Genomic DNA, 24138 nt, shown 5'->3' on the forward strand with positions numbered 1-24138 from the left:
AGCAAAAAATTATTCAAACATTTCAGCCCAACGAACTGCTTTAATTTCCTTTTCGTTATAAAGTTCTTGAACGGATTTTTTAACGTCTAACTTTGGATATAGATTAACACCAATCAGTTTAATTTTTCCTTCCTCAACCCATTTTTGTTCTTCAACAGCTCGATCGTAGATTTGTTTCTGAAGAATTCCTTGTTTTAAATTTTCCAGATAACCTCCGGAATTTTCAATTTCTAAAAAGAATTGCCACGATATTTTCGCTATTTGCTCAGTAATGTCTTCGATATAATAACTTCCGTTTGATGCATCTTCAAAAACATTAATAATACTTTCGTAAGCCAAAACGATCTGTTGCTTGAATGAAATTTCCTCAGAATTCTCCGTATTATTTCCTATCTGATAATTGGTGCTGAAAACTGCATCTGCGCCGCCAATCATTGCCGCTGCAAGCTCTAAGGTTGAACGGATCAAATTATTTTCACTGTCAGAAACTGATTTATTTCTTGAAGACGTTTCAGCAAAAATATACGGAATATCATCTAAACCATACTCTTTTGAAAGCTGATTAAAAACGAGTTTAAAAGCACGTATTTTAGAAATCTCGAAGAAATAATTTGCACCGATTGCCAATTTAAAAATTAATTTGTTTAAGATTTCCGCTCCGTAATCTTCAACCAGTTCTTTTGTTTTTGCCAAAGCAATTCCTAACTGCTGAACAATTGATGCTCCGGAATTTTGATGAAGTGAAACATCAACACAGACATTTCTTTTAAAATCTTTTGCTAATAATTCTTTAACCAACTGATCATCAATTATTCCGTTTTTTTCATCAAAAACATCAATAAGAGAAAAATATTGGTCTTCATCCTGCGGACTGATATGTTCTGCCAGATCTTTATTATTGACAAAAATAGTTTTACTTACCAAATTTTCCACATTTTCGTTCAGTAAAAATGCAAAGACATCTTCTTCCAAAGTTTCATGATACGTCGCTACTAAATGCGTGCTTTCTTCTACCTTAGGAAGATTTACCAACGGCTTTTCTACTGAATCGTAAAAAGGCTTTACATCAATTCCCTCCAAATTTTCTTTTTTCAGAATCGTGTAAATATCATCAGTTTTTAGCTGTTTTTTAACGAGCTGTTCCCAATTAGAAAAGTTTTCTGTATATGGCATAAATTATGGGTAATAAGTATTGAGAAATTTTTAATTTAAAAAAAAGCGAATTGACAAATATCTTGTCATTCCGAAATTATTTTTTTGCAATATTTGCGCTGTCTACCACCAAAATAAAGATCTCCTCATTTGGTTTCTTCATAAAGTAGTTTTCTCTGGCGTATTTTTCTTTCTCAGATTTATTATTCATCAGCTTTTTGTAGAATTGATCATTCTTTTCGTATTCTGATTTATAGTAAGCAAGCTGCTCTTCGTACTTACCAATTTCACCATTCAGCTCATTGATTACTAAAAACGAAGTCTTATCGAAAAAAATCATCCAAACCAAAAAAAGACAAATTGCTATCACATATTTATTAAATACATAATTCTGAAGAAACTTTACAGTCTCCGATTTGGGTTGAATATCTTTGATTAATTCTTTCTCAGCCATTTTTTAATGTTTTCTCAATGAATTTTTAATTACGGTCGTCAGAAAATCTATCGCTACAGAATTTTGCTTCATATTGGGAATAATTAAATCTGCATCATTTTTTGAAGGCTCAATAAATTCCTGATGCATCGGCTTCAAAGTCGTCTGATAACGGTGTAATACTTCATTTAGATCTCTTCCTCTTTCCTGCGTATCTCTTCTGATTCTTCTAATCAGTCTTTCGTCGGAATCTGCATGTACAAAGACTTTCAGATCAAATTCCTTCAGCAATTCTTTGTTCGTGAGAACCAAAATTCCTTCTACTACCAAAACGTTTTTTGGCTCAACGGTTACGTGATCACCAGTTCTTGAATGCGTAACGAAACTATACACGGGCTGTTCGATTGATTCGTTATTTTTTAATGCTTTTACGTGTTTCAGCATGAGTTCAAAATCTATTGACTTAGGATGATCGTAATTTAACGCTTCTCTTTCCGTCAGTGTAAGATTATGATTATCATGATAATAATTATCCTGAGATAATATATTCATTCCCTCAATGTCAAGCTGTTGAATGATTTTATCGACAACCGTAGTTTTGCCGGATCCTGTTCCTCCCGCAATTCCTATTACAAGCATTTAATATAGTTTTTACAAATATACTATTTTAGATGAAATTTAATCTCAAAAATAATACTAGAGTTTACTTTAGAATTAAAAAACTCCGGCAATTGCCAGAGTTTATATTATACGATTTCGCTTGTTAAGCTTCTTGAAATTAATTTCTCATGCATAGGTTTCAAAACATCCATCGAGCCAGTTTTTACCGTGCATTTACCTTTATAATGTACGAGCATTGTACACTGCTCGGCTTGTATAAGGTCATGTTTACAAATTTCTATCAGTGCTTCTATGACATCATCAAAAGTATGGATATCATCATTATGCAAAATTAATTTGTAAACTTCATCCGTTTCATCCAAAACAAGAACTTCTTCTTCATACTGACGTTTCGGATTTTCGTAATCTTTTATGCTATTATAAAAAATCATTTTATCAAAATTTTAATCTTCTCCAAATTTATCTAAAATATCATCTACGATATTATTAGGTTCATTATAAATCAATTCTACCATCTCAACACTCTTATTATTCATTTTTAAGATCTTGAAGTGGTAATTCTCTAAGTCAAACTCCTGGTTTTCTTCAGGAATATCTTCTAAGGCGTGCAAAATAAATCCTGCCAAAGTATTGTATTCACTTTCTTCAGAAACAGTTAGTTTTTTAGGTAAAGATTCGTTAATCTCATCTAATGGCTGTGTAGCTTTTACCCAAAAAATATTATCTCCTACTTTGTCAACGAGCTTTTCTTCATCATCTTCCTCATCCTGAATTTCGCCAACCAGTTCTTCTAAAATATCTTCAAGAGTAATAATTCCTTCTGTACCACCAAACTCGTCAATAACGATTGCCAAATGCTGTTTTTTCTGCTGGAAAATTTTCAATAAGTCTGAAATCTTCTTACTTCCTACCACAAAAAAAGATTCCCGCATCAATTCTCGCAGATCTTCATGGCTTAATTCTCCTTTTCTTTTAACAAATTCTCGGATGATTTCTTTAGTATAAAAAACACCAATTATGTTATCAATAGAATTTTCATAAACAGGAATCCTTGAGTAACCGCTTTCCATGATCTTATTAATGATTTCATTTAAATCATCTGCAAAATCAATCGACGTAATATTTTGTCTTGGAACCATGATCTGTTTCGCAGAGTGATCTGTAAAATCGAATGCATTTTTAATGATCTCATAGTTTTCTTCTTCAATTTCACCGCTGTCTGCACTTTGTTTTACCAAAAGCTGAAGCTCTTCTGTAGAGTGAATTTCCTGCTCTGAAGCCGGATGGATTTTCATCAAACGCAAAACTCCATTAGACATTAAATTCATTAACCAGATAAATGGTTTGAAAACCGTATAAAACACTCTTAAAGGAACTGCAGTTGCCATTGTGGTTGCTTCTGCCTTTCTGATGGCGATCGATTTAGGAATCAATTCACCAAAAACGATGTGCATAACTGTGATAATCAGAAAACTGATGACAATCGAAATAGTTGTAACAGTAGATTCGCTAAAATTGATATTTAGGGAATGAAATAAATTATCAATTACGTGATGCATCGCACTTTCGCCAACCCAACCTAAAGCAAGTGATGCTAAAGTAATCCCAAGTTGCGTGGCAGAGAGATATTCATCAAGATGTTTGATTATATGTTCAGCTTGTTTTGCCATAGAATCACCTTCGGCGGCTTTAAGCTGAATTTGAGAATAACGAACTTTAACAATTGAAAATTCTGCGGCTACGAAAAAGCCATTTAATAATACAAGAAACAAAGCTAATAGTAGCCTGACTATGTCCGAGTCCATTTAAAAATTATAATTTATTACGCAAAGATATACAAAATAAAACTAACAAAAAAAGCACCGAAGTTATCGATGCTTTAATATTCTTTGAAAATTTTATTACGAGTTTTTCAAAGCTTCTGCTCCTGATACGATTTCTAAGATCTCGTTTGTAATGGCAGCCTGTCTTGCTTTGTTGTAGAAAATAACTAAATCATTCTTTAGTTCCTGTGCATTATCTGTTGCTTTGTGCATGGCTGTCATTCTGGCACCGTGCTCTGAAGCTACAGAATCTAAAACCGCTTTGAAAACCTGAGTTTTGATAGATTTCGGAATTAAATTGTCCAAAATTTCGTTTCTGTTTGGCTCAAAAATATAATCTGTTTCAACCTGAGTTTCCGCAGCATCGGTTTCTACCATAGAAATAGGGAGAACTTTTTCTGTCATTACTTCCTGAGTAGCAGCATTGATAAATTTATTGTAAATTACATAAACTTCGTCAAATTTACCTTCTCTAAAGTTGCTCATTACCGTTTCGGTAACATTTGAAACAACGTCAAAACTTAGCTTATCAAAAACATTACTTTCATTAGAGAAAACGGTACGCCCTCTTCTCACAGCATCGTAAGCCTTTTTACCAATGGTAAGAACTTCAATTTCGTACTGAGAATTGTTTTGGAACTGAATATTCAGTTCTTTCACAACATTAGAGTTAAAGGCACCTGCCAAACCTCTGTTTGAAGTTACAGCAATAAAAAGTACTTTTTTAACCTCTCTTTTTTGAGCATAAATAGAAACCTGATCAGGATCTGAACTAGAATTCACATTCTGGATGATTTCCTGCAGTTTTTCAGAATACGGTCTCAACATTACGATGGCATCCTGTGCTTTTTTAAGTTTCGCTGCCGAAACCATTTTCATTGCACGTGTGATCTGCATCGTAGATGAAATCGAACTGATTCTTCCTCGTATTTCTTTTAAGTTTGCCATATTGGGTTAGTTGTTGGTTGTCGGTTGTTGGTTGCTAGTTTTAGAAAATTCTGTCAACTATCAACCAACAATCATCAACTAATTTTAGTTATATTTTGAAGCTAAATCCTGAGCTGCCTGCTTAAGAACAGAAGTAATATCATTATCGATTTTACCTGCTTTGATTGCAGCCATTGTTTCAGGGTGCTTAGATCTTAAGAAAGCGATATATTCTACCTGGAATTCTTTTACCTTTTTGATAGGAACGTTTCTCATCAAGTTTTCTGTACCAGCGTAAATCATCGCAACCTGAGTATCTACAGGAAGTGGTGAGTTTACCGGCTGCTTCAACAACTCTACGTTTCTTTCTCCTTTAGAAATAACTGCTAAAGTAGAAGCATCAAGGTCTGAACCGAATTTAGCAAACGCTTCCAATTCTTTATATTGAGCCTGGTCTAATTTAAGAGTACCAGAAACTTTCTTCATTGATTTGATCTGAGCATTACCACCAACTCTCGATACAGAGATTCCTACGTTGATCGCAGGACGTACCCCAGAGTTGAATAGATCAGACTCCAAGAAGATCTGTCCGTCTGTAATAGAGATTACGTTCGTTGGAATATATGCAGAAACGTCACCCGCCTGAGTTTCAATAATCGGAAGTGCAGTTAATGAACCACCACCTTTTACGATTGGCTTTAATGAATCTGGTAAGTCATTCATTTGGCTAGCAATAGTATCGTCAGCAATCACTTTGGCAGCTCTCTCCAATAATCTTGAGTGAAGATAGAAAACGTCTCCTGGGTAAGCTTCACGGCCCGGTGGTCTTCTCAAAAGTAGAGAAAGCTCACGGTAAGCAACCGCTTGTTTAGACAAATCATCATAAATGATCAATGCCGGTCTACCAGTGTCTCTGAAGAACTCACCGATAGATGCACCAGCCATTGCAGAATAAACCTGCATAGGAACTGGGTCTGAAGCATTCGCAGCAACAATTACAGTATACGCTAAAGCTCCTTTATCAGAAAGCGTTTTAACGATTTGAGCTACTGTAGATGCTTTTTGCCCGATTGCAACATATATACAATATACAGTATTTCCCGCATCAAAAAATTCTCTTTGGTTAATGATCGTATCAATAGCAACAGTAGTTTTACCTGTCTGTCTGTCACCAATAATCAACTCTCTCTGACCTCTTCCTACAGGAATCATTGAGTCAATCGCAACAATACCAGTTTGTAAAGGCTCAGTAACCGGCTGTCTGTAGATAACACCCGGAGCTTTTCTTTCCAATGGCATTTCGTACAATTCACCTTCGATAGGACCTTTACCATCGATAGGGTTACCTAGAGTATCAACTACTCTACCCAACATACCTTCTCCTACTTTGATAGAAGAGATTCTGTTTGTTCTTCTTACTGTATCTCCTTCTCTTACCAATTTACTTTCACCTAAAAGAGCCACACCTACGTTGTCTTCTTCTAAGTTTAGTACGATACCTTCTACATCGCTAGCAAATTTTACCAACTCACCGTACTGTACATTTTCTAACCCGTATACACGAGCAATACCATCACCGATGGTTAAAACTGTACCTACTTCCTCAACGTTTGATTGAGTGTCGAAGTTGGCCAACTGTTGTTTTAAGATCGCAGATACTTCTGCCGGATTTATTTCTGCCATTATATGGTTGTTTTTTTCTTAATTTAAATGAAAATCTTTTTTGATATTATTAAGCTTAGATTTCACAGATGCATCGATCTGCTGATCTCCAACTCTTAAAATATATCCTCCTAAAATATCAGGATTGATGGTAAGATTTAAGTCAAAGTTTGAACCCGCTTTTACCAAATCTGTAGATTTTAAAATCTGATCAATATTTTCTTTAGAAAGCTGAGTCGCTGTAGTAAGAGTGATTCTCTGTACCCCATTGATATCTTCAACTTTGTTGATGAATTCCTGAGCAATATTTTTCAATTGATTTTCACGACCGTGTCTGATCACTAAAGTAATCAAATTTTGAGAAACCGGTGAAAAACCTTTAAAAATCTCTTTTGCAACGTCTTCTTTCTTTTTTGCATCAATGTAAGGCGTCTTGAAAAATTTGTTTAAATCCTCAGATTCAGACATCACTTTCTTAACATCTTTCATTTCTGAAAATACAGCAGCAGTCTGTCCGGATTCGTTTGTGAAATCCAGCAAACCTTGTGCGTATCTTTTAGCTACTTTAGATGTAAGCATTCTTAGTTAAGATTAGATTTATTTAAATAATTTTGAACCAACTCGTCCTGAGCCTCAGTTTTCTCTAAATTTTTCTGCAAGATAGATTCTGCAATATTTACAGATAAAGCACCAATCTGAGTTCTGATTTCTGACATTGCAGCATTTTTCTCAGTCTGAATAGTTTGCTTAGCAGCATCAATGATTTTATCACCTTCAGCTTTAGCAACATCTTTAGCCTCACCTACAATTCTGTCTTTAATTTCTCTAGCTTCTTTAAGAATAGAATCTCTTTCAATTTTAGCTTCACGAATAATTCTTTCGTTATCAGATTTAAGATCTTCCATTTCTTTTTTAGCCAATTTAGCCTGATTTAAAGCATCAACGATAGAAGCTTCTCTGTCATTTACTGCATTTACAATTGGTTTCCAGGCAAATTTCGCAAGGATAAATAATAGGATAGCGAATGTAAGCGTCATCCAAAACAAAAGTCCAATTCCAGGTTCTATAATTCCCATATCTGTAATTCTTTTTTTAATGTAATAATTTATGGATATCTTTTTTAAAAATCCTTAGCAGCAGCCAACCGCTTCACTGCTAAGAATATTTTCTCTGAGGATAATTACTTGATGAAAGCACCAAAGATGATCGCGATAAGACCAGCACCTTCGATAAGACCTGCAGCAATAAGCATTGCTCCTTGAATCTTACCAGCTTGTTCTGGCTGTCTAGCGATAGCATCCATAGCATGCCCACCGATTTTACCAATACCAAGACCTACTCCTAATACTGCTAAACCGATTCCTACGTAAATTAATCCTAATCCAGTTGATGGTTCCATAATAAATAAATATTTAGTTAAAATTATTTTTTTTGTTTAATTAAGCTACCATTGTGTCGTGACCTACACTGTCATCATCGTTGTGCGCATGATCGTGATCGTGTTCTGCAACCGCGATACCGATAAACAATGCTGATAATACTGTAAAGATATAAGCCTGCAATGCTGCAACTAAAAGTTCCAATACTGAAACAAATAATGCCAATGGTACAGATGCAAATCCTAAAAATGGTGATTTAAAGATAAAGATCAAAGAGACAATTGCTAAGATCATAATGTGACCTGCAGTAATATTTGCGAAAAGTCGCATCATTAAAGCGAAAGGTTTTGTAAAGATTCCTATGATCTCGATTGGAACCATAATTGGGTATAACAATAATGGAACCGGTGGCATAAAGATGTGTTTCCAGTAATCTTTATTTGCACTGAATAATGTAATTAATAAAGTAATGATTGCCAAAACTGAAGTGATTGCAATATTTCCTGTCAAGTTAGCTCCACCAGGAAAGAAAGGAATCAATCCGAATAAGTTATTGAACCAGATAAAGAAAAATGCAGTTAATAAGTAAGGCATAAATCTTTTATACTTTACTGAACCAATATTTGGAATAGCCACTTCATCTCTGATAAATACAATAACAGGTTCTAATAATTTTCCAGCTCCTTTCGGTAATTGAGATTTTTTATAATTTTTAGCCATTCCTAGGAAAATAATCAGCATAAAAATTACTGATAAAAACATTGAAGCCGTATTCTTTGTAATTGACATATCAAAAAACACATCGCTTGCCTTTTGTTTTCCTGAAATCACAGCAAAAAGAGTTGCTTTTTCGATCCCTTTAGTTGAGACTACCTGACCTTCATGTAAAGTATAGCCATCATGTTCGTGACCGTGTGCAATATCTTTAGATAAGAAAGTATGCCATCCTGTATTGTCCTTGATAATGATTGGTAATGGTATTGAAAAATGATCTTCCTTTCCGTTTTCATCTTTAGTAGTCCATAAATGCCATTCGTTTGAATCACTAATGTGTTCCATGATCATCTTTGTAGCATTAAAGGGCTTATCGCCTTCTGCATGCTCTACCTTTTCAGCTGATTTTTCACCTTCAGTCTCGTGCTGTGCAGCGGCAAAACTGCTCATAAACACAAATAAAAATGCGAAAAATAATGAAGAAACTTTTCTGTTCATATCTCTTTTTTAATCGTGTGCAAATATATTGATTTTATTAAACTCTACCAATATTAAAAATTGATATTTATCATCAAAAATATCAGGATTTGTTAATTTGCTTTATTACCGGCATATATATAGTAATAGATGCAATAATAAAGCAGATGATAATCAATAAAAAATTAGCTTTAGTCTTTTCTATTATCAATAATGAAATAATCAGCCATAATAGATCTTTCGAAATATTAAGTACAATAAATCTCATTGCGGCATTTTCTTTCCCGTACAGATATTTTTTAAATATTATAAATACAATAATATTCAAAATTGCTATCAGAGAAATGACAATAAAGCTATCCCAAAAATTCATTTTGCAAAAATAGGATTATAATTTACATTCAAAACAAATCTCTTAATACTATATATGATAAATTATTAAAAATTCCTTATTTTTGCACACTATAATTTATAATCAATATGTTCAATAGTTTACAGGATAAATTAGACAAAGCACTTCACAATCTTTCCGGACGCGGAAAAATTACCGAAATCAACGTTGCGGAAACCGTAAAAGAGATCCGTAGAGCATTGGTAGATGCCGACGTTAATTATAAAGTTGCTAAAGATCTTACGAAAAGAGTTCAGGATAAAGCATTAGGCGAAAACGTTCTTACTTCGCTTACACCAGGACAGTTGATGACAAAGATTGTTCATGATGAGTTGGTAGATTTGATGGGAGGTTCTCAGGAGGGAATTAATCTTTCAGGAAAACCATCTGTAATTCTGATCGCCGGTCTTCAGGGTTCTGGTAAAACTACTTTTTCGGGAAAGCTTGCTAACTATTTAAAAACTAAAAAGAATAAAAAACCTTTATTGATAGCGTGTGACGTTTATCGTCCTGCAGCAATCGATCAGTTGAAAGTTCTTGGCGGACAACTCGGAGTTCCTGTTTATACTGAAGAAGGCGCAACAAATCCTTCGACTATTGCAGAAAACGGAATCAATTTCGCAAAGCAAAATGGTCATGATGTGGTGATCGTCGATACGGCAGGTCGTCTTGCGATTGATGAGCAGATGATGAGCGAGATTAAATCTGTTCATTATTTCATCAAACCAAGCGAAACTTTATTTGTTGTTGACGCAATGACAGGTCAGGATGCTGTAAATACGGCGAAAGCTTTCAACGAAGCTTTGAATTTTGACGGAGTTGTTTTAACTAAATTAGACGGTGATACTCGTGGTGGAGCCGCTCTTACTATTCGTTCAGTAGTTGAAAAACCAATCAAATTTATCTCTACCGGAGAAAAAATGGAAGCTTTAGATCTTTTCTACCCGGAAAGGATGGCCGACAGAATCCTAGGAATGGGAGACGTTGTTTCTTTGGTAGAAAGAGCTCAGGAACAATTTGATGAAGAGGAAGCAAAAAAGCTTCATAAGAAAATTGCTAAAAATGAATTTGGTTTTGATGATTTCTTGAAGCAAATTAATCAGATCAAAAAAATGGGAAATATGAAAGACTTGATGGGAATGATTCCCGGAGTTGGAAAAGCCATTAAAGATGTTGAGATTAGCGATGATGCATTTAAACATATTGAAGCCATTATTTATTCGATGACTCCTGAGGAAAGAAGAAGACCTTCGATCATTAATACTCAGAGAAAAAGCAGAATTGCCAAAGGTGCAGGAAGAAAAATTGAAGATGTGAATGCATTAATGAAACAGTTTGACCAGATGGGAAAAATGATGAAAATGATGCAGGGACCACAAGGAAAACAAATGATGCAGATGATGAGCAAAATGCCAAACATGCCTGGAATGGGCGGAATGTTCGGGAAATAGTCAAAAAAAATTTAAAAAACATAAACTCTCAGAATTATTTCTGGGAGTTTTTTTTGTTTGTGAGTTTGACTTAAATTTTTAAAAAAAAAGTTCTAAGAAATTAATCTTAGAACTTTCTTTATGAATAATATTTTGCTGTTAATTACTTAGCAAATACATATTTAACACCGATACCAACGTTAGCTAGGTTTAAACCGAAGTTGAAGTTATTTGTATTTTGAGCACCTTCAACATCCCATTTAGTAGTATTGTAACCAAATTCACCGATTGTAGCTTCAATAGTCCAGTTTTTATTTAAGAAATAATCTAAACCTGGCTTCACAGAAACTCCGAATGAATTGTATTTAACTTTGTCAGAAAGTGAAGTGTTGTTTTCAGTTTCTTCATATTTTGAATTTCCGAATTCCATTGGAACTGAAAGCTGACCAAAGATATATAATTTATCTCCTAAAGTCCAGTATTTTCTTACGAAAGGTTCTACAACGAATGCAGATAAAGTTGCTTTTTCGAAACCGTCATTGTAAGTAGCCTTTTCACTGCTTGAAGCATAACCAACTCCTACTCCAATAGCCAAGTTAGGTGCAACAAAATAACCTACAGTTGGGATAATTCTGAAGTCTTCAGTTTTTGTATCGTCATTATTATCTTCAGTAGAAGAATAAGCAGCAGTTCCTGATAGATATACAGTTCCTTTAGCAATTTGAGCGTTTGATAAACCGAAAAGTGCAACAGCACTTGCAATTAATAATTTTTTCATTTTGAATAATTTTATACTTTCTTGGCTGCAAATGTATAATGACGAAATCTAATATTAAAATTTGTTAACATGATAAAAATCACCCATGAACATTGACTTTTTTGGATTAAAATCAAATCAGGGAGAATTACTTAAATAAAATTTAAAAATATTAAATAAAAAACTCCAATTTTGCAATTGGAGCTTAATATGACTTATTTAAAAATATTTTACTTTAAAAAGAAATTGACCCCAAAGTTGATCGCTCCGAAATTATTATCTATTCTTTCTCTGTCAAAATCTCTTCTGCTTCCGACAGTTTGATATCCAATATATAATTCAGCTTTCGGCATTTGATAACCAAATTTCGGCTGCGCGTATAAACCACCATCTACTCCATCTTTCACTGAAATTGCGTATCCTAAATCTAAAGCAACGAAAATAGGCGCTTTTGCAAATCTATATTTCCCTGCAACAGCAATGGGTATGAAGCCAAAATCATCAGATTTATAACGGTTACCTCTAAATTCATAATCTTTACCTACAAAATGTGAGTAACCTGTAGCCACACCAAGATCGAAGTTTTTTGCGATGTTCCACATATAAGCTCCGTCTACACCAAAGGTAAAAGAAGAATAACTGCTTGCATCTCCCACAGGAACGCCGATGTGACCACCAAGTTTTAGTCCTTCCTGTGCGTGAGCTGCGCCTCCAAACAATGCGAATGCACCTAATAAAAGTAATTTTTTCATTTTTATTGATTTAAAGTTTATTATGACTAATGATTTCACATGAATAGCAAATTAGATGCCGCTTGGTACCACATCACAAAAAAAGCAGGACAAAATGCCCTGCTTATATCTTTGGAAAATGTAAATTCTTAGTTTCCTCCAAATTTGAAACCTACACCAACTTGTAAGAAGCTGTTTGTAAGTTTTTCTCCATTTGCAGCATCTTTAGCTAAATTAGATACACCCATATTATATCTCGCGTCGAAAAACAATCCATTCTCAAGCATATATTCAGCACCGATGAAGGGAGCAATATTTAAAGTATTTGTTTGATCTTTAATATCAACTTCATCACCAATCGAAATTCCTACTCCTGGTAAATTAATTCCGGCATTCACTTCATACTTTGTTTTAGCAGAAATTATAATTCCGAAACTTGCTCCTGCAGAAAATGATAAATTTTCAGTTGCAAAGTATTTAGCAGAAATTGGAACTAACACAGTACCAAAATTAATTTTTGCTTGAGCAGCAATAAATGTGTTTTGGTCAACTTCAACAGCTTCATCGATTTTACCACCCAACGGAGAATATAAAACTTCTCCTTGAAGACCAAATTTATCACTTATTTTGTGCTCAACAACACCACCAACATAGAAAGTATGTAATGGATCGGAACTTTCAGATCCTTCATTAGATTTAGCTTTTAAAGTTGACATAGAATAACCTGCTTTAACACCAAATCTTGTTTCTTGCGCTTTCACAGCTACAGAACCAAACATTGCCAAAGAAGCAACCAATAATAATTTTTTCATAGTTTAAAGTTTTAACAAATTTTAAGACTCCAAATATATCACTTTTTATAGAATGGCAAAATATTTTCAAAAAAATATTAAAACTTAAAAAAAACTTATTCTTTTGACCTCTTGTCTTCCTCATTGTAAGCAAGAATAATTTTCTTTACAACAGGATGCCTTACGACATCTTCTTCAGTAAGATAAACAAAACCGATCTCTTTTACATCTTTCAATATTCTCATGGCCTCTTTTAATCCGGAATGCTGTTTCGGAGGTAAATCTATCTGTGTAGGGTCACCGGTAATGATAAACTTAGCATTCATCCCCATTCTAGTCAGAAACATTTTCATCTGTGCGTGCGTAGTATTTTGAGCTTCATCCAGAATTACAAATGCGTCATCAAGAGTTCTCCCTCTCATGAAAGCAAGCGGAGCAACCTCAATTACCTTTTTTTCCATGAAACCTTCCAGTTTCTCATGCGGAATCATATCCCGAAGTGCATCATATAAAGGCTGTAAATAAGGATCAAGTTTTTCTTTAAGATCACCCGGCAAAAACCCAAGACTTTCCCCTGCTTCAACGGCCGGTCTTGTTAATACAATCCTTTTCACCTCTTTATCTCGTAAAGCTTTTGCTGCTAAAGCGACACTCGTATATGTTTTACCTGTTCCTGCCGGTCCGATGGCGAAAACCATATCTTTTTTCTCGGTTTCTTTCACAAGTCTTTTAAGATTGGTAGTTTTTGCCTTTATTATTTTTCCGTTGACACCTTTTACGATGATGTCCTGATCAAAAACGAGATGTTTTTCATTTTCATCTTTAAGATTAAGAAAGTTTTCTACATCTTTAAGACCGATAGAATTATTTTTTGAAATAAACGACACGATGTCGTCTAGTTTTAGTTTAAATATATCAAGAGCTTCCTGATTTCCCATCGCAAAAATATGGTGATCTCTGCCGGTAATTTTAAGAGTTGGAAAGCTGGATTTTATTAAATTGAAATATTGGTTATTAACTCCGTAAAAGTTTTTTGCATCAATACCTTCTAAATCATACGTTAATTCAAACATGCAAATATTTTTATTGTTTAGATTTTAAATTTAAAAGTTTTTTTTCAGATTTAAACCAAATTCTTATCCACATTATTTATTTCTTTCCTTTTATTTTAGATAAATTTGCAGTTCTATCAGATTTATTCATGTCAATTATTACCCTCACCTCAGATTTCGGACGTTTAGATTACAGAGTTTCGGCTATGAAAGGGAAAATACTGTCTTTGAATCCTGAAGTCGACAGTATTGATATCAGCCATGACATTCAGGCATATAACCTTATTCAGACGTCCTATATTGTAAGAAATGCATACCGATATTTTCCAAAAGGAACCATTCATATTATTGCCGTAGACAGCTTTTTTCACAAATCAAGAAAAAATATTTTGTATAAAGCTGACGGATCTTATTTTATTGCAGCCGACAATGGATTGTTGAGTTTGATTTTTTTTGATATTAAACCTGAAGCGATTTATGAAATTACTCTTAACAACAGATTTGATGATGTTGTAAATTTTACTTCAACGGATGTCTTTGTTCCTGTGGCAGTACATTTGGCGAATGGCGGACTTCCTGAAGTGATCGGAAGAAAGATAGAATCTGCAAAACAGCTTTTATTTCCAAAACCTGTTTATAATGAATCTGAAAAGATGATCATTGGTGAAGTAATGTACATTGATAATTTCGGAAACATAATATCAAATATTAGTAAGGAATTCTTTGAAACTCTAGCCAAAGGTTTCGAAAAGTTTACAATAAAGTTCAGAAATTTGAGTTTATCGAAAATCTACTCAAGCCACACGGAAGTTGTAACAGACTGGGACAGAGAAACCGAGTACCACGGGCAATCCGCAGCAATTTTCAACGACAGCCAACAATTGGAATTAACCATTTACAAAGGCAGTAAAAAGAACGGTGCCAAAACACTTTTCGGATTAAACGTCGGAGAAAATATTTACATCGAATTTTTCTAAAATTATCTATTTCATAAAAAAACCGATTTTTTTTATATATTTGTCAAAATCTAAAATTAGAAAATGGCAGAATACAAATTATTGCTTCCTTCTATGGGTGAAGGCGTGATGGAAGCTACGGTGATCACTTGGTTATTCAATGAAGGTGATCAGGTAAAAGAAGATGATTCGGTAGTAGAAATTGCAACAGATAAGGTAGATTCGGATGTTCCGACACCAGTTTCGGGGAAAATTGTAAAAATCCTGAAACAGAAAGACGAAGTTGCAAAAGTAGGTGAAGCCATTGCTATTTTAGAAATTGAAGGAGAAGGCGGAAGTACAGATGCACAAGAAGCTAAAACAGAAACTTCAACTCCGGACGCGGAAACCATCAAAGCAATTGAAGAGCCTTTAAATCCAACAACTACTTCTCACGTAGAATTTTCGGGAGACCTTTATTTGTCACCTCTTGTAAAATCGATCGCTCAACAGGAAAATATTTCTGAATCTGAACTAAAAACCATTAAAGGAAGCGGTTTAGAAGGAAGAATTACCAAAGAAGATATTTTAGCACACGTTTCCAACAGAGGAAATCAGCCACAAAAAGAAACTCAGCAACAAGCTACTCCGGTTCAGGCAGCTTCTACTCCACCAGCGGCAACGTCAGCTCCGGCTTCTACAATTTCTGTAGCTGCAGGTGACGAAATCATTCCAATGGACAGAATGAGAAAAATCATTGCTGAAAACATGGTGAAAGCAAAACACATCGCGCCTCACGTTACCTCTTTCATCGAGACAGACGTTACCAACGTTGTAAAATGGAGAGCGAAAAACAAAGATATGTTTGAAAAACGTGAAGGTGAAAAACTGACTTTCATGCCTATTTTTGTGAAAGCGATTGTGAAAGCAATTCAGGATTTCCCGATGATCAACGTTTCTATCAACGGTGACAATATCATAAAGAAGAAAAATATCAATATCGGTATGGCAACTGCTTTACCAGACGGAAACTTGATTGTTCCAGTAATTAAAAATGCTGATCAGTTATCATTATCAGGTTTGGCAAAAGCAATCAACGATTTGGCTTACAGAGCAAGAAATAAAAAATTAAGACCAGAAGATACTCAGGGAGCAACATACACAATTTCTAACGTAGGAAGTTTTGGCAACTTGATGGGAACTCCAATTATTCCTCAACCGCAGGTTGCCATTATGGCAATCGGAGCGATCGTTAAAAAACCTGCAGTTCTTGAAACTAAGGATGGTGATGTTATCGCAATCCGTCAGTTGATGTTCATGTCTCACTCTTACGATCACAGAGTTGTTGACGGTTCTCTAGGTGGAATGATGCTAAAACACGTTCATGATTACCTTCAAAACTGGGACTTGAATACTGAAATATAAGTAATGAGTAATGGGCAATGAGTAATTTTTGCCGATTTCAAAATATAACCTTCGAATTTTTTCGGAGGTTTTTTGTTTGAAATCGGCTGTAACATTTTATAATAAATACGAATAAAAAATGTAATAGAATAAGCTTTTCAGCTGTCTTACATTAGAACAAGAAATAAGATTCTCAAAATATGAAACAAATTTTCTTAACAGCTATAGCTTTAAATATTTCTGTTGCAGTTTTCTCACAGCAAACCAATCAGTTTAAATTAATTGACAATTATGTAAAAGAAGCTATTAAAGCAAACCAAATTCCCGGATTAGCTGTTGGTGTTATAAAAGATGGTAAAATAATTTTTGAACAATATTATGGAGTAGAAAATCTAGAAGACCTTAAAAAAGTAAGTCCATCTTCAATGTTCAGAATATATTCCACCTCAAAATTAATGACCAACGTGGGCATCTTTCAATTAATCGAACAAGGAAAATTATCTTTGGAAGATGATATCTCAAAGTATGTTGACAATCTCCCAAAAGACTGGCAGAATGTAAAACTAAAGAATCTCCTTACACATTCGTCAGGAATACCTAATTTTATAGAATTTAGCGATATTTTGCCTGAATACTCAAGTTTTAAAACAATTGAGCGTTTAAGTAAAGAGAAAATGGATTTTACAACAGGAAATCAATATAGGTATAATCAAACAAATTATATGCTTCTTGCTATGATTATTGAGAAAATTACAGGACAATATTTTGAAAATTTCATTCTTAAAAATCAGTTTCCAGATGTTAAAAATCAAGTAGTTTTTTCTTCAAATGCTCTTGAAAAAATTCCGAACCGTATTATAAAGTATAATTACAATTCAGAAACGAAAGAATATCAAAAGTCTACGGATATTGAAGGGAAGAAGGCGTATCCGGGAAATGGATTAGCAATTACTCTTCCCGCCTTTTTAAAATGGAGCAGTCATTTAATCAAGAATGATTTTCTGAATCAAAAAACGAAAGATATAATGTGGCAATCCTTTGATTATGGCAATAAAAAAGATGTCTTTGGATATGGTTGGGAAATCAGCAAAGCAAATAATATTCCGTCTTATGGCTTTTCTGGCGGGAATGTAAGTGCGTATAGAATCTTCCCACAAAATAATATGGCAATTGTCTTGATGTCGAACGGATATAATTTTTTCCCAGCTCAATATCAGATCGTTAATCATATTGCAGCAATTATTGATAGAAATTTAACTGATGAATATTCTTTAGCTGAAGAATCCGTCATTTTCGAATTTTCTAAAAAAGATAATCCCAATGCAGAAAAGAATTATTATAATATTAAAGAAAAAAATCCGAAATGGAATTTCGAAGATACATTGAATAACACTGGATACATTTTATTGAGAACTTCAAGAATTAATGAGGCACTAAAAGTTTTTGTGTTAAATGCCAAAGAAAATCCTCAATCGGCAAATGCTTTTGACAGTTTGGGTGAAGCATATCTTTCAATTAAAAACTATCCTTTGGCTATAGAAAGCTATAAAAAATCTTTAGTATTAAATCCTGAAAATACAAACGCTTCCAATATGATCAACAAAATACAGGATTTAATGAAAAAAAAGTAACATTCATTATAAAATAGATATTTCAATAAAAAGTTAATCCTGACTAGAGTTGGGATTTTTATTTGTAAAATATCATTAAATAATTTTATTTTTATATCTCCAAAACAAATAGATGCTGAAAATTTTCACTCTCTTACGAAAAAGTCTTAAAAAATCCTTCGACAATATCCGAAACGAGCAGCTGAAGAATAATCTTCTCCAGGCGATTCCTTTCTGGATCGGCTCTGTGATTACAGGCTTTTTTGCGGTGATGTATGCCAAAATTTTTGCTTGGGGAGAAAAATTGTTAGACTTAATGCTGAATTGGAATGACTGGATGATTTTCTTTGTCGCTCCAATCGGATTTGTACTGTCGTGGTGGCTGGTCAAAGAATTTGCTCCTAATGCAAAAGGCAGCGGAATTCCACAGGTAATGGCAGCTGTGGAGCTTGCGAATCCAAAAGAACATACTAAAATCAGAAGTCTTTTAAGCTTAAAAATTATTGTTTTTAAAATTATCTCATCGGTAGTTTTAGTAATTGGCGGCGGTGCAGTAGGGCGAGAAGGTCCGACTATCCAGATTGCGGGTTCTATTTTCAGGAAAGTGAATGAATATTTACCAGATTGGTGGCCAAAGATCTCAAAGAAAAACATGATCATGACAGGAGCTGCGGCAGGATTGGCAGCGGCTTTTAATACACCACTCGGCGGAATTGTATTTGCCGTAGAAGAACTTTCAAAAACGCACATTAATTATTTTAAAACAGCTCTCTTTACGGCTGTAATTATTGCGGGTTTAACGGCTCAGACATTAGCAGGCTCATATTTATATTTAGGATATCCAAAGACAAATGATGTTTCGCTAATGGTGATGTTTCCAATTATTTTAGTCGGAGGAATTGCAGGAATTTTAGCAAGTCAGCTTTCGGTTACAATGTTAAAAATTAATGATTGGAAAAAGAGAAAACTAAAAACCGACAGAGCGAACGTCGCTTTTTTAATATTGTGCGCTTTGTTTATAGCATGCATCTCCTTTTTTATCAGCCGTGAAGTTTTAGGTTCAGGAAAAGAAATCATGGAACGCGTACTTTTCACTCAGGATAAACACGAAGATTGGTATGTTCCCATATTAAGAATGCTTGGCCCTGCCCTATCTTTTACTTCCGGTGGCGCAGGCGGAATTTTCGCTCCGGCTTTGACGGCGGGCGCAAGTATTGGTTCGGTAATTTCAGGGGCGATACATTTAACACCAAATGAAACCAATGTTGTGATTCTTGCAGGAATGGTTGCATTTCTTACAGGAATTACAAGAGCTCCGTTTACGTCTGCTATCATTGTATTGGAAATGACGGACAGACATTCTTTAATTTTCCATCTGATGTTGGCAGGAATGGTTTCCTCAATTGCTTCAATTTTAGTGAGCAGACATTCCTTATATGATGTTTTGAAAGTGAATTTTCTTGTTGAAATCAGAAACAAAAAAAATGAAGCTGTTTAAATTTAATTTAAAATGATAGAAATGATTTCATTTGAATTTATTTCATCATAATACCGCTCATTTATTGTGTATTATAAATATAATTCATATTTTTGCACCTCGAAATAATTAACAAATTCATTTAACATTATGAACAATTACGAAACTGTTTTCATTTTAACTCCCGTTCTATCTGAAGCTCAGGTGGAGGAAGCAGTGAACAAGTATGTAGATCTTTTAAAAGAAAAGAACTGTGAAATTGTCACTAGAGAAAATTGGGGATTAAAGAAATTAGCTTATCCGATTCAATTGAAAAAGAACGGATTTTACACTTTAATCGAGTTTAAAGGTGAAGGAACTGTAGTTGCTGACTTAGAATTAGCATTCAAACGTGACGAAAGAGTAATTCGTTACCTTACTACAAAACTAGACAAGCATGCAATTGACTATGCGGTAACTAGAAGATCTAAACTTAAAGCTTCAAGAGCTTAATTACTAACCCAAATTTAAAAAAGACAACGACATGGCAATAGATGATATGGCTAAACAAGCCTCTGCTGGAGGTGAATCTGAAGTAAAATTTCTTACTCCACTTGATATCAATACAAAAACTGATAAAAAGTACTGTAGATTCAAAAAATTCGGAATCAAGCACGTTGATTACAAAGACGCTGATTTCTTATTACAGTTCGTGAACGAACAAGGTAAAATTTTACCAAGAAGATACACTGGTACTTCTTTAAAATACCAAAGAAAAGTTTCTTCGGCGATCAAAAGAGCAAGACACCTTGCTATGATGCCTTACGTAGCTGACTTACTAAAATAAGACAAAAAGAAACAAGAGAAAAGAGAAAAGATTTCTGGTCTTTTTCTCTTTTTTTAAGTTGCTGAATAAATAATTAATTCTAACGATTTTTAGATTGAAGAAAAGAAATAATTTTTAAGACAACAGTCTTTCTTCTTTTTTCTTTATTCTTTTCTCTAAAACTAAAAAACGGACAACAACAATGGAAATTATCCTTAAAAAAGACGTAGAAAACTTAGGTCTTGAATTCGATACAGTAAATGTAAAACCAGGTTATGCAAGAAACTTCTTGTTACCTCAGGGAATCGCTCTTTTAGCTACACCAAAAAACAAAGCTACTTTAGAAGCTACTTTGGAAGCTAGAAAAGAAGAAGAAGCTAAATTAATCGCTACAGCAAACGGTGTGGTTGATCAATTGAAGAAAACTTCTATCACTATTCCTGCAAAAGTAGGTTCTGGTGACAAGTTATTCGGATCTATCAACAATGCAGATCTTTCTGCAGCATTGGCTAAAGCTGGTGTACAAGTTGAGAAAAAATACATCAAAATCCCAGGAAACACAATTAAGAGAACTGGTAAAGTAACTGCAGTAGTTAGACTTCACAGAAATGTAGAGTACAACTTCGAGTTTGATGTAGTATCTGATGCACCGGTAGAAGCTCCTAAACCAGCTGCTCCTAAAAAAGTTGCAGTAGAAGAAACTCCTTCTGAAGAAGCTTAAGATCTTAAGAGACCTTTTCAAATATAAACCACTTCTGTCGAAGTGGTTTTTTTATTTGTATTTTGATTTATTTAGTAAACGTGGTTATAATAAATATCGCTTCACATAATTTAAAATCAGCAGTATTATTAATCACATTTAGGAACATAGAACGCCCTTCTTTAGATTTAATCATGATAAATAATATCTAAATGTCATAAAATCTAACAGAACCAAAAACTGCTAAATATTGATCTTCGATGATCCGATAGGAGTTTTTCTGTAAACTAAAAAACCGAGAGAACTCTCGGTTTTATGTTATGATTTTGTTGTCCATTTGTTGAAAAAATCTTTTACTTTTTCGAGACTACAACCTTTACCTTCTTCCAGTACATCACTTTGCTGTACATGCACCATCTTGCCATTTTGATCTAGAACAATGAAAACTGGATAGCCAAATTTATCTCCAGGATTTCCATATTTCTCAAAAACTTTTTCGTTCTTGTTATCTGGTGAATAATTGAGGTGATAGTAAAGATAATTATCATCCACCAATTTTTTAAGCTCAGGAGTAGTTTGTACATATTGGTTGAATCTCAAGCACCATATACACCAGTTTCCCCCGGCCTGAATCATAATATTCTTCTTTTCCTTTTTAGCTCTGGCCACCAAATTCTGAATGTCTTTATCAGCATCAGCCTTCGGATCATAAGGTTTAGGAAGTTTGGCTTTCTCTTCAGCAGCCTTTTTCTTAGCATCAAGTTCCTGATGATCTGCTTTTACTATTAAAGCTTTATCATCAGAATTTTTTACAGAATTTTCTTTTATATTTTGCGCGAAAGACAAACTTCCGACTGACAGAAATCCTAGAATTGCTATGTTTTTTGAAATCTTTTTCATTATATAAATTTAAAAAAATAATACTTATTCGAAGCAAAAATGAAACCGTAATTTTATTATTACTAAATTTGTAGACTTTATGAATTTTCTGATCAAAATACTCTACTTAATTTCGAAACTGCCGCTTAAAATATTATATATTTTTTCGGACATTATTTTCTTTTTAAACTATTATTTTGTAGGCTACAGAAAGAAGATAATTACTCAGAATCTTAAGAAATCATTCCCGGAAAAAACGGCAGAAGAAATTTCCGAAATCAGGAAAAAATTTTATTTAAATTTTTCAGATTATCTTGCTGAAACCGTCAAATCTTTTACAATGTCTAAGACAGAGACGCGGGTGAGAATGCAGCACATTAATCAACATCTTTTTCACGAAGCTAAAGCTGAAGGTAAAAATATCATCCTTTTGGCTGGTCACGTATTTAACTGGGAATGGATGAATGCTTTGGCTACAGTGGTTCCGCAAAAAAACTGTCATCCTGTTTATCGTAAAGTAAATAGTGAATTTTGGGAAAAACAGATGAAAAAAGTAAGAAGCAAGTTCGGAAATGATGCTTTGGAAGCCAATGAAGTTATTCTCAATATTTTCAGGAATAAAAATGACGGAGATTCTATCTATCTTTTTGTTGCTGATCAAACTCCTCATTCTTCCCATGTCAATTATGGTTTAGAGTTTTTGAATCAAAAAACTCCCGCTTTTATCGGTTATGATAAATTGGCAACGAGAATGGATCTGATTTTCCTTTACACTGAAATGAAGAAGGTAAAACGAGGTCATTATCAAATCAATTATTCAAGAATAGAGCCTGACGGAGAAAAATTTACCAACAACGAAGTCGTGAGAAAGTTTCACCGCTTACTGGAAAATACAATCAAAAGAAGACCAGACAATTACCTTTGGTCACATCGAAAATGGAAGTATCAGGATTCTATCAAAACATTTGATTCTGAAAAAATTTAACATCAATGTCTGAAAATTTAGCAATCGTCATACTCAACTGGAACGGTAAACACTGGCTGGAAAAATTTCTTCCGAGCGTTATTCAGTACGCCCAAAATGCTGAAGTTTATGTTATTGATAATTGTTCTACGGATGATTCTATAAAACTTCTTCAGACACAGTTTTCTACGGTTAAAATCGTTCTCAACAACAAAAATTATGGTTTTGCAGGCGGTTACAATGAAGGTTTACGATCAATCCGGGCAGAATTTTACTGTCTTTTGAATTCTGATGTTGAAGTCACAGAAAACTGGATTGATCCTGTTTTGAATTTGTTTAAAACGGATTCTAAAATTGCAGCCATTCAGCCAAAAATTTTATCATTTAACAATCATAAATTTTTCGAATTTGCGGGAGCGGGAGGCGGACTGATAGATAATTTAGGATATCCGTACTGCAGAGGACGAGTTTTTGATGACGTAGAAGAAGATAAAGGTCAATATGATGATGAAGCAGAAATTTTCTGGGCATCCGGCTGTTGTTTATTTATCAGATCTAAAGATTTTTGGGAGCAGAATGGTTTTGACGCTAGATTTTTTGCTCATCAGGAAGAAATCGATTTATGTTGGAGAATGAAAAATTCCGGCAAAAAAATATATTATACAGGAAAATCAAAGGTTTATCACGTTGGTGGTGGAACATTAAACAAACAAAGTCCTCAAAAAACCTTTTTAAACATCAGAAATAACCTCTCGATGATGCTTAAAAATTTGCCCTTTCCAGATTTAATCTGGGTACTTTTTTTAAGAATGATTCTCGATGGAGCGGCATCTTTTTACTTCGCTTATAAAAACGGCATATCGCATCTTTGGGCTGTATTAAGAGGACATTATGGCTTTTATGCTCACATTCCGGGAACCTGGAAGCTTAGAAAGGAAAATCAGATGAAAAAATATTACCAAACAAAATGGCTCATTTTCAAACATTTTTTAGGAGGTAAAAAAAATAATTATTAATACAAATT

26 protein-coding genes are annotated in these 24138 nt (G+C 34.0%); 10 read left to right on the forward strand and 16 right to left on the reverse strand.

Features of this window, described 5'->3' with window-relative positions; all coding sequences use genetic code 11:
• Positions 1-9: 9 nt before the first annotated feature.
• The 11 genes from PGH12_RS04065 to atpB all read right to left on the reverse strand — a co-directional run bounded on the left by PGH12_RS04065 (position 10) and on the right by atpB (position 9209).
• Complete coding sequence (locus tag PGH12_RS04065; protein ID WP_267599226.1) at positions 10-1173, reverse strand: methylmalonyl-CoA mutase family protein; 1164 nt, start codon at positions 1171-1173, stop codon at positions 10-12.
• A gap of 76 nt (positions 1174-1249) precedes the next feature.
• Positions 1250-1606, reverse strand: coding sequence for an FtsB family cell division protein (locus PGH12_RS04070; RefSeq protein ID WP_267599227.1), 357 nt, complete (start codon positions 1604-1606; stop codon positions 1250-1252).
• Between the two features lie 3 nt (positions 1607-1609).
• Positions 1610-2224, reverse strand: coding sequence for a uridine kinase (gene udk / locus PGH12_RS04075; RefSeq protein ID WP_050380023.1), 615 nt, complete (start codon positions 2222-2224; stop codon positions 1610-1612).
• A 107-nt stretch (positions 2225-2331) separates the two neighbouring features.
• Complete coding sequence (locus PGH12_RS04080; RefSeq protein WP_129536888.1) at positions 2332-2637, reverse strand: ATP-dependent Clp protease adaptor ClpS; 306 nt, start codon at positions 2635-2637, stop codon at positions 2332-2334.
• A gap of 12 nt (positions 2638-2649) precedes the next feature.
• Positions 2650-4011 (reverse strand): hemolysin family protein, encoded by a 1362-nt coding sequence (locus tag PGH12_RS04085; protein WP_267599228.1) that lies wholly within the window; start codon positions 4009-4011, stop codon positions 2650-2652.
• 96 nt (positions 4012-4107) lie between these two features.
• The gene (gene atpG / locus PGH12_RS04090; protein ID WP_267599229.1) at positions 4108-4977 is read right to left on the reverse strand and encodes an ATP synthase F1 subunit gamma; all 870 of its coding nucleotides are present in this window, start codon (positions 4975-4977) and stop codon (positions 4108-4110) included.
• 84 nt (positions 4978-5061) lie between these two features.
• The gene (atpA, locus tag PGH12_RS04095; protein ID WP_267599230.1) at positions 5062-6639 is read right to left on the reverse strand and encodes a F0F1 ATP synthase subunit alpha; all 1578 of its coding nucleotides are present in this window, start codon (positions 6637-6639) and stop codon (positions 5062-5064) included.
• 18 nt (positions 6640-6657) lie between these two features.
• Entirely contained in the window at positions 6658-7197 is a 540-nt protein-coding gene (gene atpH / locus PGH12_RS04100) for an ATP synthase F1 subunit delta (protein WP_267599231.1), read from the reverse strand.
• A gap of 2 nt (positions 7198-7199) precedes the next feature.
• A complete protein-coding gene (locus tag PGH12_RS04105; RefSeq protein ID WP_267599232.1) occupies positions 7200-7694 on the reverse strand; it encodes a F0F1 ATP synthase subunit B in 495 nt (164 codons plus the stop codon).
• A 104-nt stretch (positions 7695-7798) separates the two neighbouring features.
• On the reverse strand, positions 7799-8017 hold the full coding sequence (locus PGH12_RS04110; RefSeq protein WP_050380016.1) for an ATP synthase F0 subunit C: 219 nt from the start codon (positions 8015-8017) through the stop codon (positions 7799-7801).
• A 40-nt stretch (positions 8018-8057) separates the two neighbouring features.
• Entirely contained in the window at positions 8058-9209 is a 1152-nt protein-coding gene (atpB, locus tag PGH12_RS04115; protein WP_267599233.1) for a F0F1 ATP synthase subunit A, read from the reverse strand.
• Between the two features lie 459 nt (positions 9210-9668).
• Here atpB and ffh point away from each other — a divergent pair, with 459 nt between their 5' ends.
• Positions 9669-11030 carry a signal recognition particle protein gene (gene ffh, locus PGH12_RS04120; RefSeq protein ID WP_267599234.1) on the forward strand — a complete coding sequence of 454 codons (1362 nt, stop codon included), beginning with the start codon at positions 9669-9671 and terminating at the stop codon, positions 11028-11030.
• Between the two features lie 142 nt (positions 11031-11172).
• Here ffh and PGH12_RS04125 read toward each other — a convergent pair whose 3' ends face one another.
• The 4 genes from PGH12_RS04125 to PGH12_RS04140 all read right to left on the reverse strand — a co-directional run bounded on the left by PGH12_RS04125 (position 11173) and on the right by PGH12_RS04140 (position 14361).
• Positions 11173-11787 carry an outer membrane beta-barrel protein gene (locus tag PGH12_RS04125; protein ID WP_267599235.1) on the reverse strand — a complete coding sequence of 205 codons (615 nt, stop codon included), beginning with the start codon at positions 11785-11787 and terminating at the stop codon, positions 11173-11175.
• Positions 11788-11996: 209 nt separating this feature from the next.
• Complete coding sequence (locus PGH12_RS04130) at positions 11997-12518, reverse strand: hypothetical protein (RefSeq protein ID WP_267599236.1); 522 nt, start codon at positions 12516-12518, stop codon at positions 11997-11999.
• Between the two features lie 128 nt (positions 12519-12646).
• A complete protein-coding gene (locus PGH12_RS04135) occupies positions 12647-13309 on the reverse strand; it encodes a porin family protein (RefSeq protein ID WP_267599237.1) in 663 nt (220 codons plus the stop codon).
• Between the two features lie 95 nt (positions 13310-13404).
• Positions 13405-14361: a PhoH family protein gene (locus PGH12_RS04140; RefSeq protein WP_267599238.1), complete on the reverse strand. Its 957-nt coding sequence runs from the start codon at positions 14359-14361 to the stop codon at positions 13405-13407.
• A gap of 128 nt (positions 14362-14489) precedes the next feature.
• Between PGH12_RS04140 and PGH12_RS04145 the strand changes: the two genes are divergently transcribed.
• The 7 genes from PGH12_RS04145 (at position 14490) to rplI (ending at position 21292) form a co-directional block, all read left to right on the forward strand.
• Positions 14490-15317: an SAM hydrolase/SAM-dependent halogenase family protein gene (locus PGH12_RS04145; protein ID WP_267599239.1), complete on the forward strand. Its 828-nt coding sequence runs from the start codon at positions 14490-14492 to the stop codon at positions 15315-15317.
• A gap of 63 nt (positions 15318-15380) precedes the next feature.
• On the forward strand, positions 15381-16700 hold the full coding sequence (locus PGH12_RS04150; protein WP_267599240.1) for a dihydrolipoamide acetyltransferase family protein: 1320 nt from the start codon (positions 15381-15383) through the stop codon (positions 16698-16700).
• Between the two features lie 179 nt (positions 16701-16879).
• Positions 16880-18310: a serine hydrolase domain-containing protein gene (locus PGH12_RS04155; RefSeq protein ID WP_267599241.1), complete on the forward strand. Its 1431-nt coding sequence runs from the start codon at positions 16880-16882 to the stop codon at positions 18308-18310.
• A gap of 112 nt (positions 18311-18422) precedes the next feature.
• Complete coding sequence (locus PGH12_RS04160; protein WP_267599242.1) at positions 18423-19787, forward strand: chloride channel protein; 1365 nt, start codon at positions 18423-18425, stop codon at positions 19785-19787.
• 129 nt (positions 19788-19916) lie between these two features.
• On the forward strand, positions 19917-20258 hold the full coding sequence (gene rpsF / locus PGH12_RS04165) for a 30S ribosomal protein S6 (protein ID WP_263002183.1): 342 nt from the start codon (positions 19917-19919) through the stop codon (positions 20256-20258).
• 31 nt (positions 20259-20289) lie between these two features.
• On the forward strand, positions 20290-20592 hold the full coding sequence (gene rpsR, locus PGH12_RS04170; protein ID WP_034757623.1) for a 30S ribosomal protein S18: 303 nt from the start codon (positions 20290-20292) through the stop codon (positions 20590-20592).
• A 181-nt stretch (positions 20593-20773) separates the two neighbouring features.
• Positions 20774-21292, forward strand: coding sequence for a 50S ribosomal protein L9 (gene rplI, locus PGH12_RS04175; protein WP_267599243.1), 519 nt, complete (start codon positions 20774-20776; stop codon positions 21290-21292).
• A gap of 297 nt (positions 21293-21589) precedes the next feature.
• Here rplI and PGH12_RS04180 read toward each other — a convergent pair whose 3' ends face one another.
• Entirely contained in the window at positions 21590-22171 is a 582-nt protein-coding gene (locus tag PGH12_RS04180) for a thioredoxin family protein (protein ID WP_267599244.1), read from the reverse strand.
• A gap of 79 nt (positions 22172-22250) precedes the next feature.
• Here PGH12_RS04180 and PGH12_RS04185 point away from each other — a divergent pair, with 79 nt between their 5' ends.
• The gene (locus PGH12_RS04185; RefSeq protein WP_267599245.1) at positions 22251-23135 is read left to right on the forward strand and encodes a lysophospholipid acyltransferase family protein; all 885 of its coding nucleotides are present in this window, start codon (positions 22251-22253) and stop codon (positions 23133-23135) included.
• Positions 23136-23140: 5 nt separating this feature from the next.
• Complete coding sequence (locus PGH12_RS04190) at positions 23141-24130, forward strand: glycosyltransferase family 2 protein (RefSeq protein ID WP_267599246.1); 990 nt, start codon at positions 23141-23143, stop codon at positions 24128-24130.
• Positions 24131-24138 lie beyond the last annotated feature (8 nt).

Source organism: Chryseobacterium sp. CY350, from assembly GCF_027945075.1.
GTDB lineage: Bacteria > Bacteroidota > Bacteroidia > Flavobacteriales > Weeksellaceae > Chryseobacterium.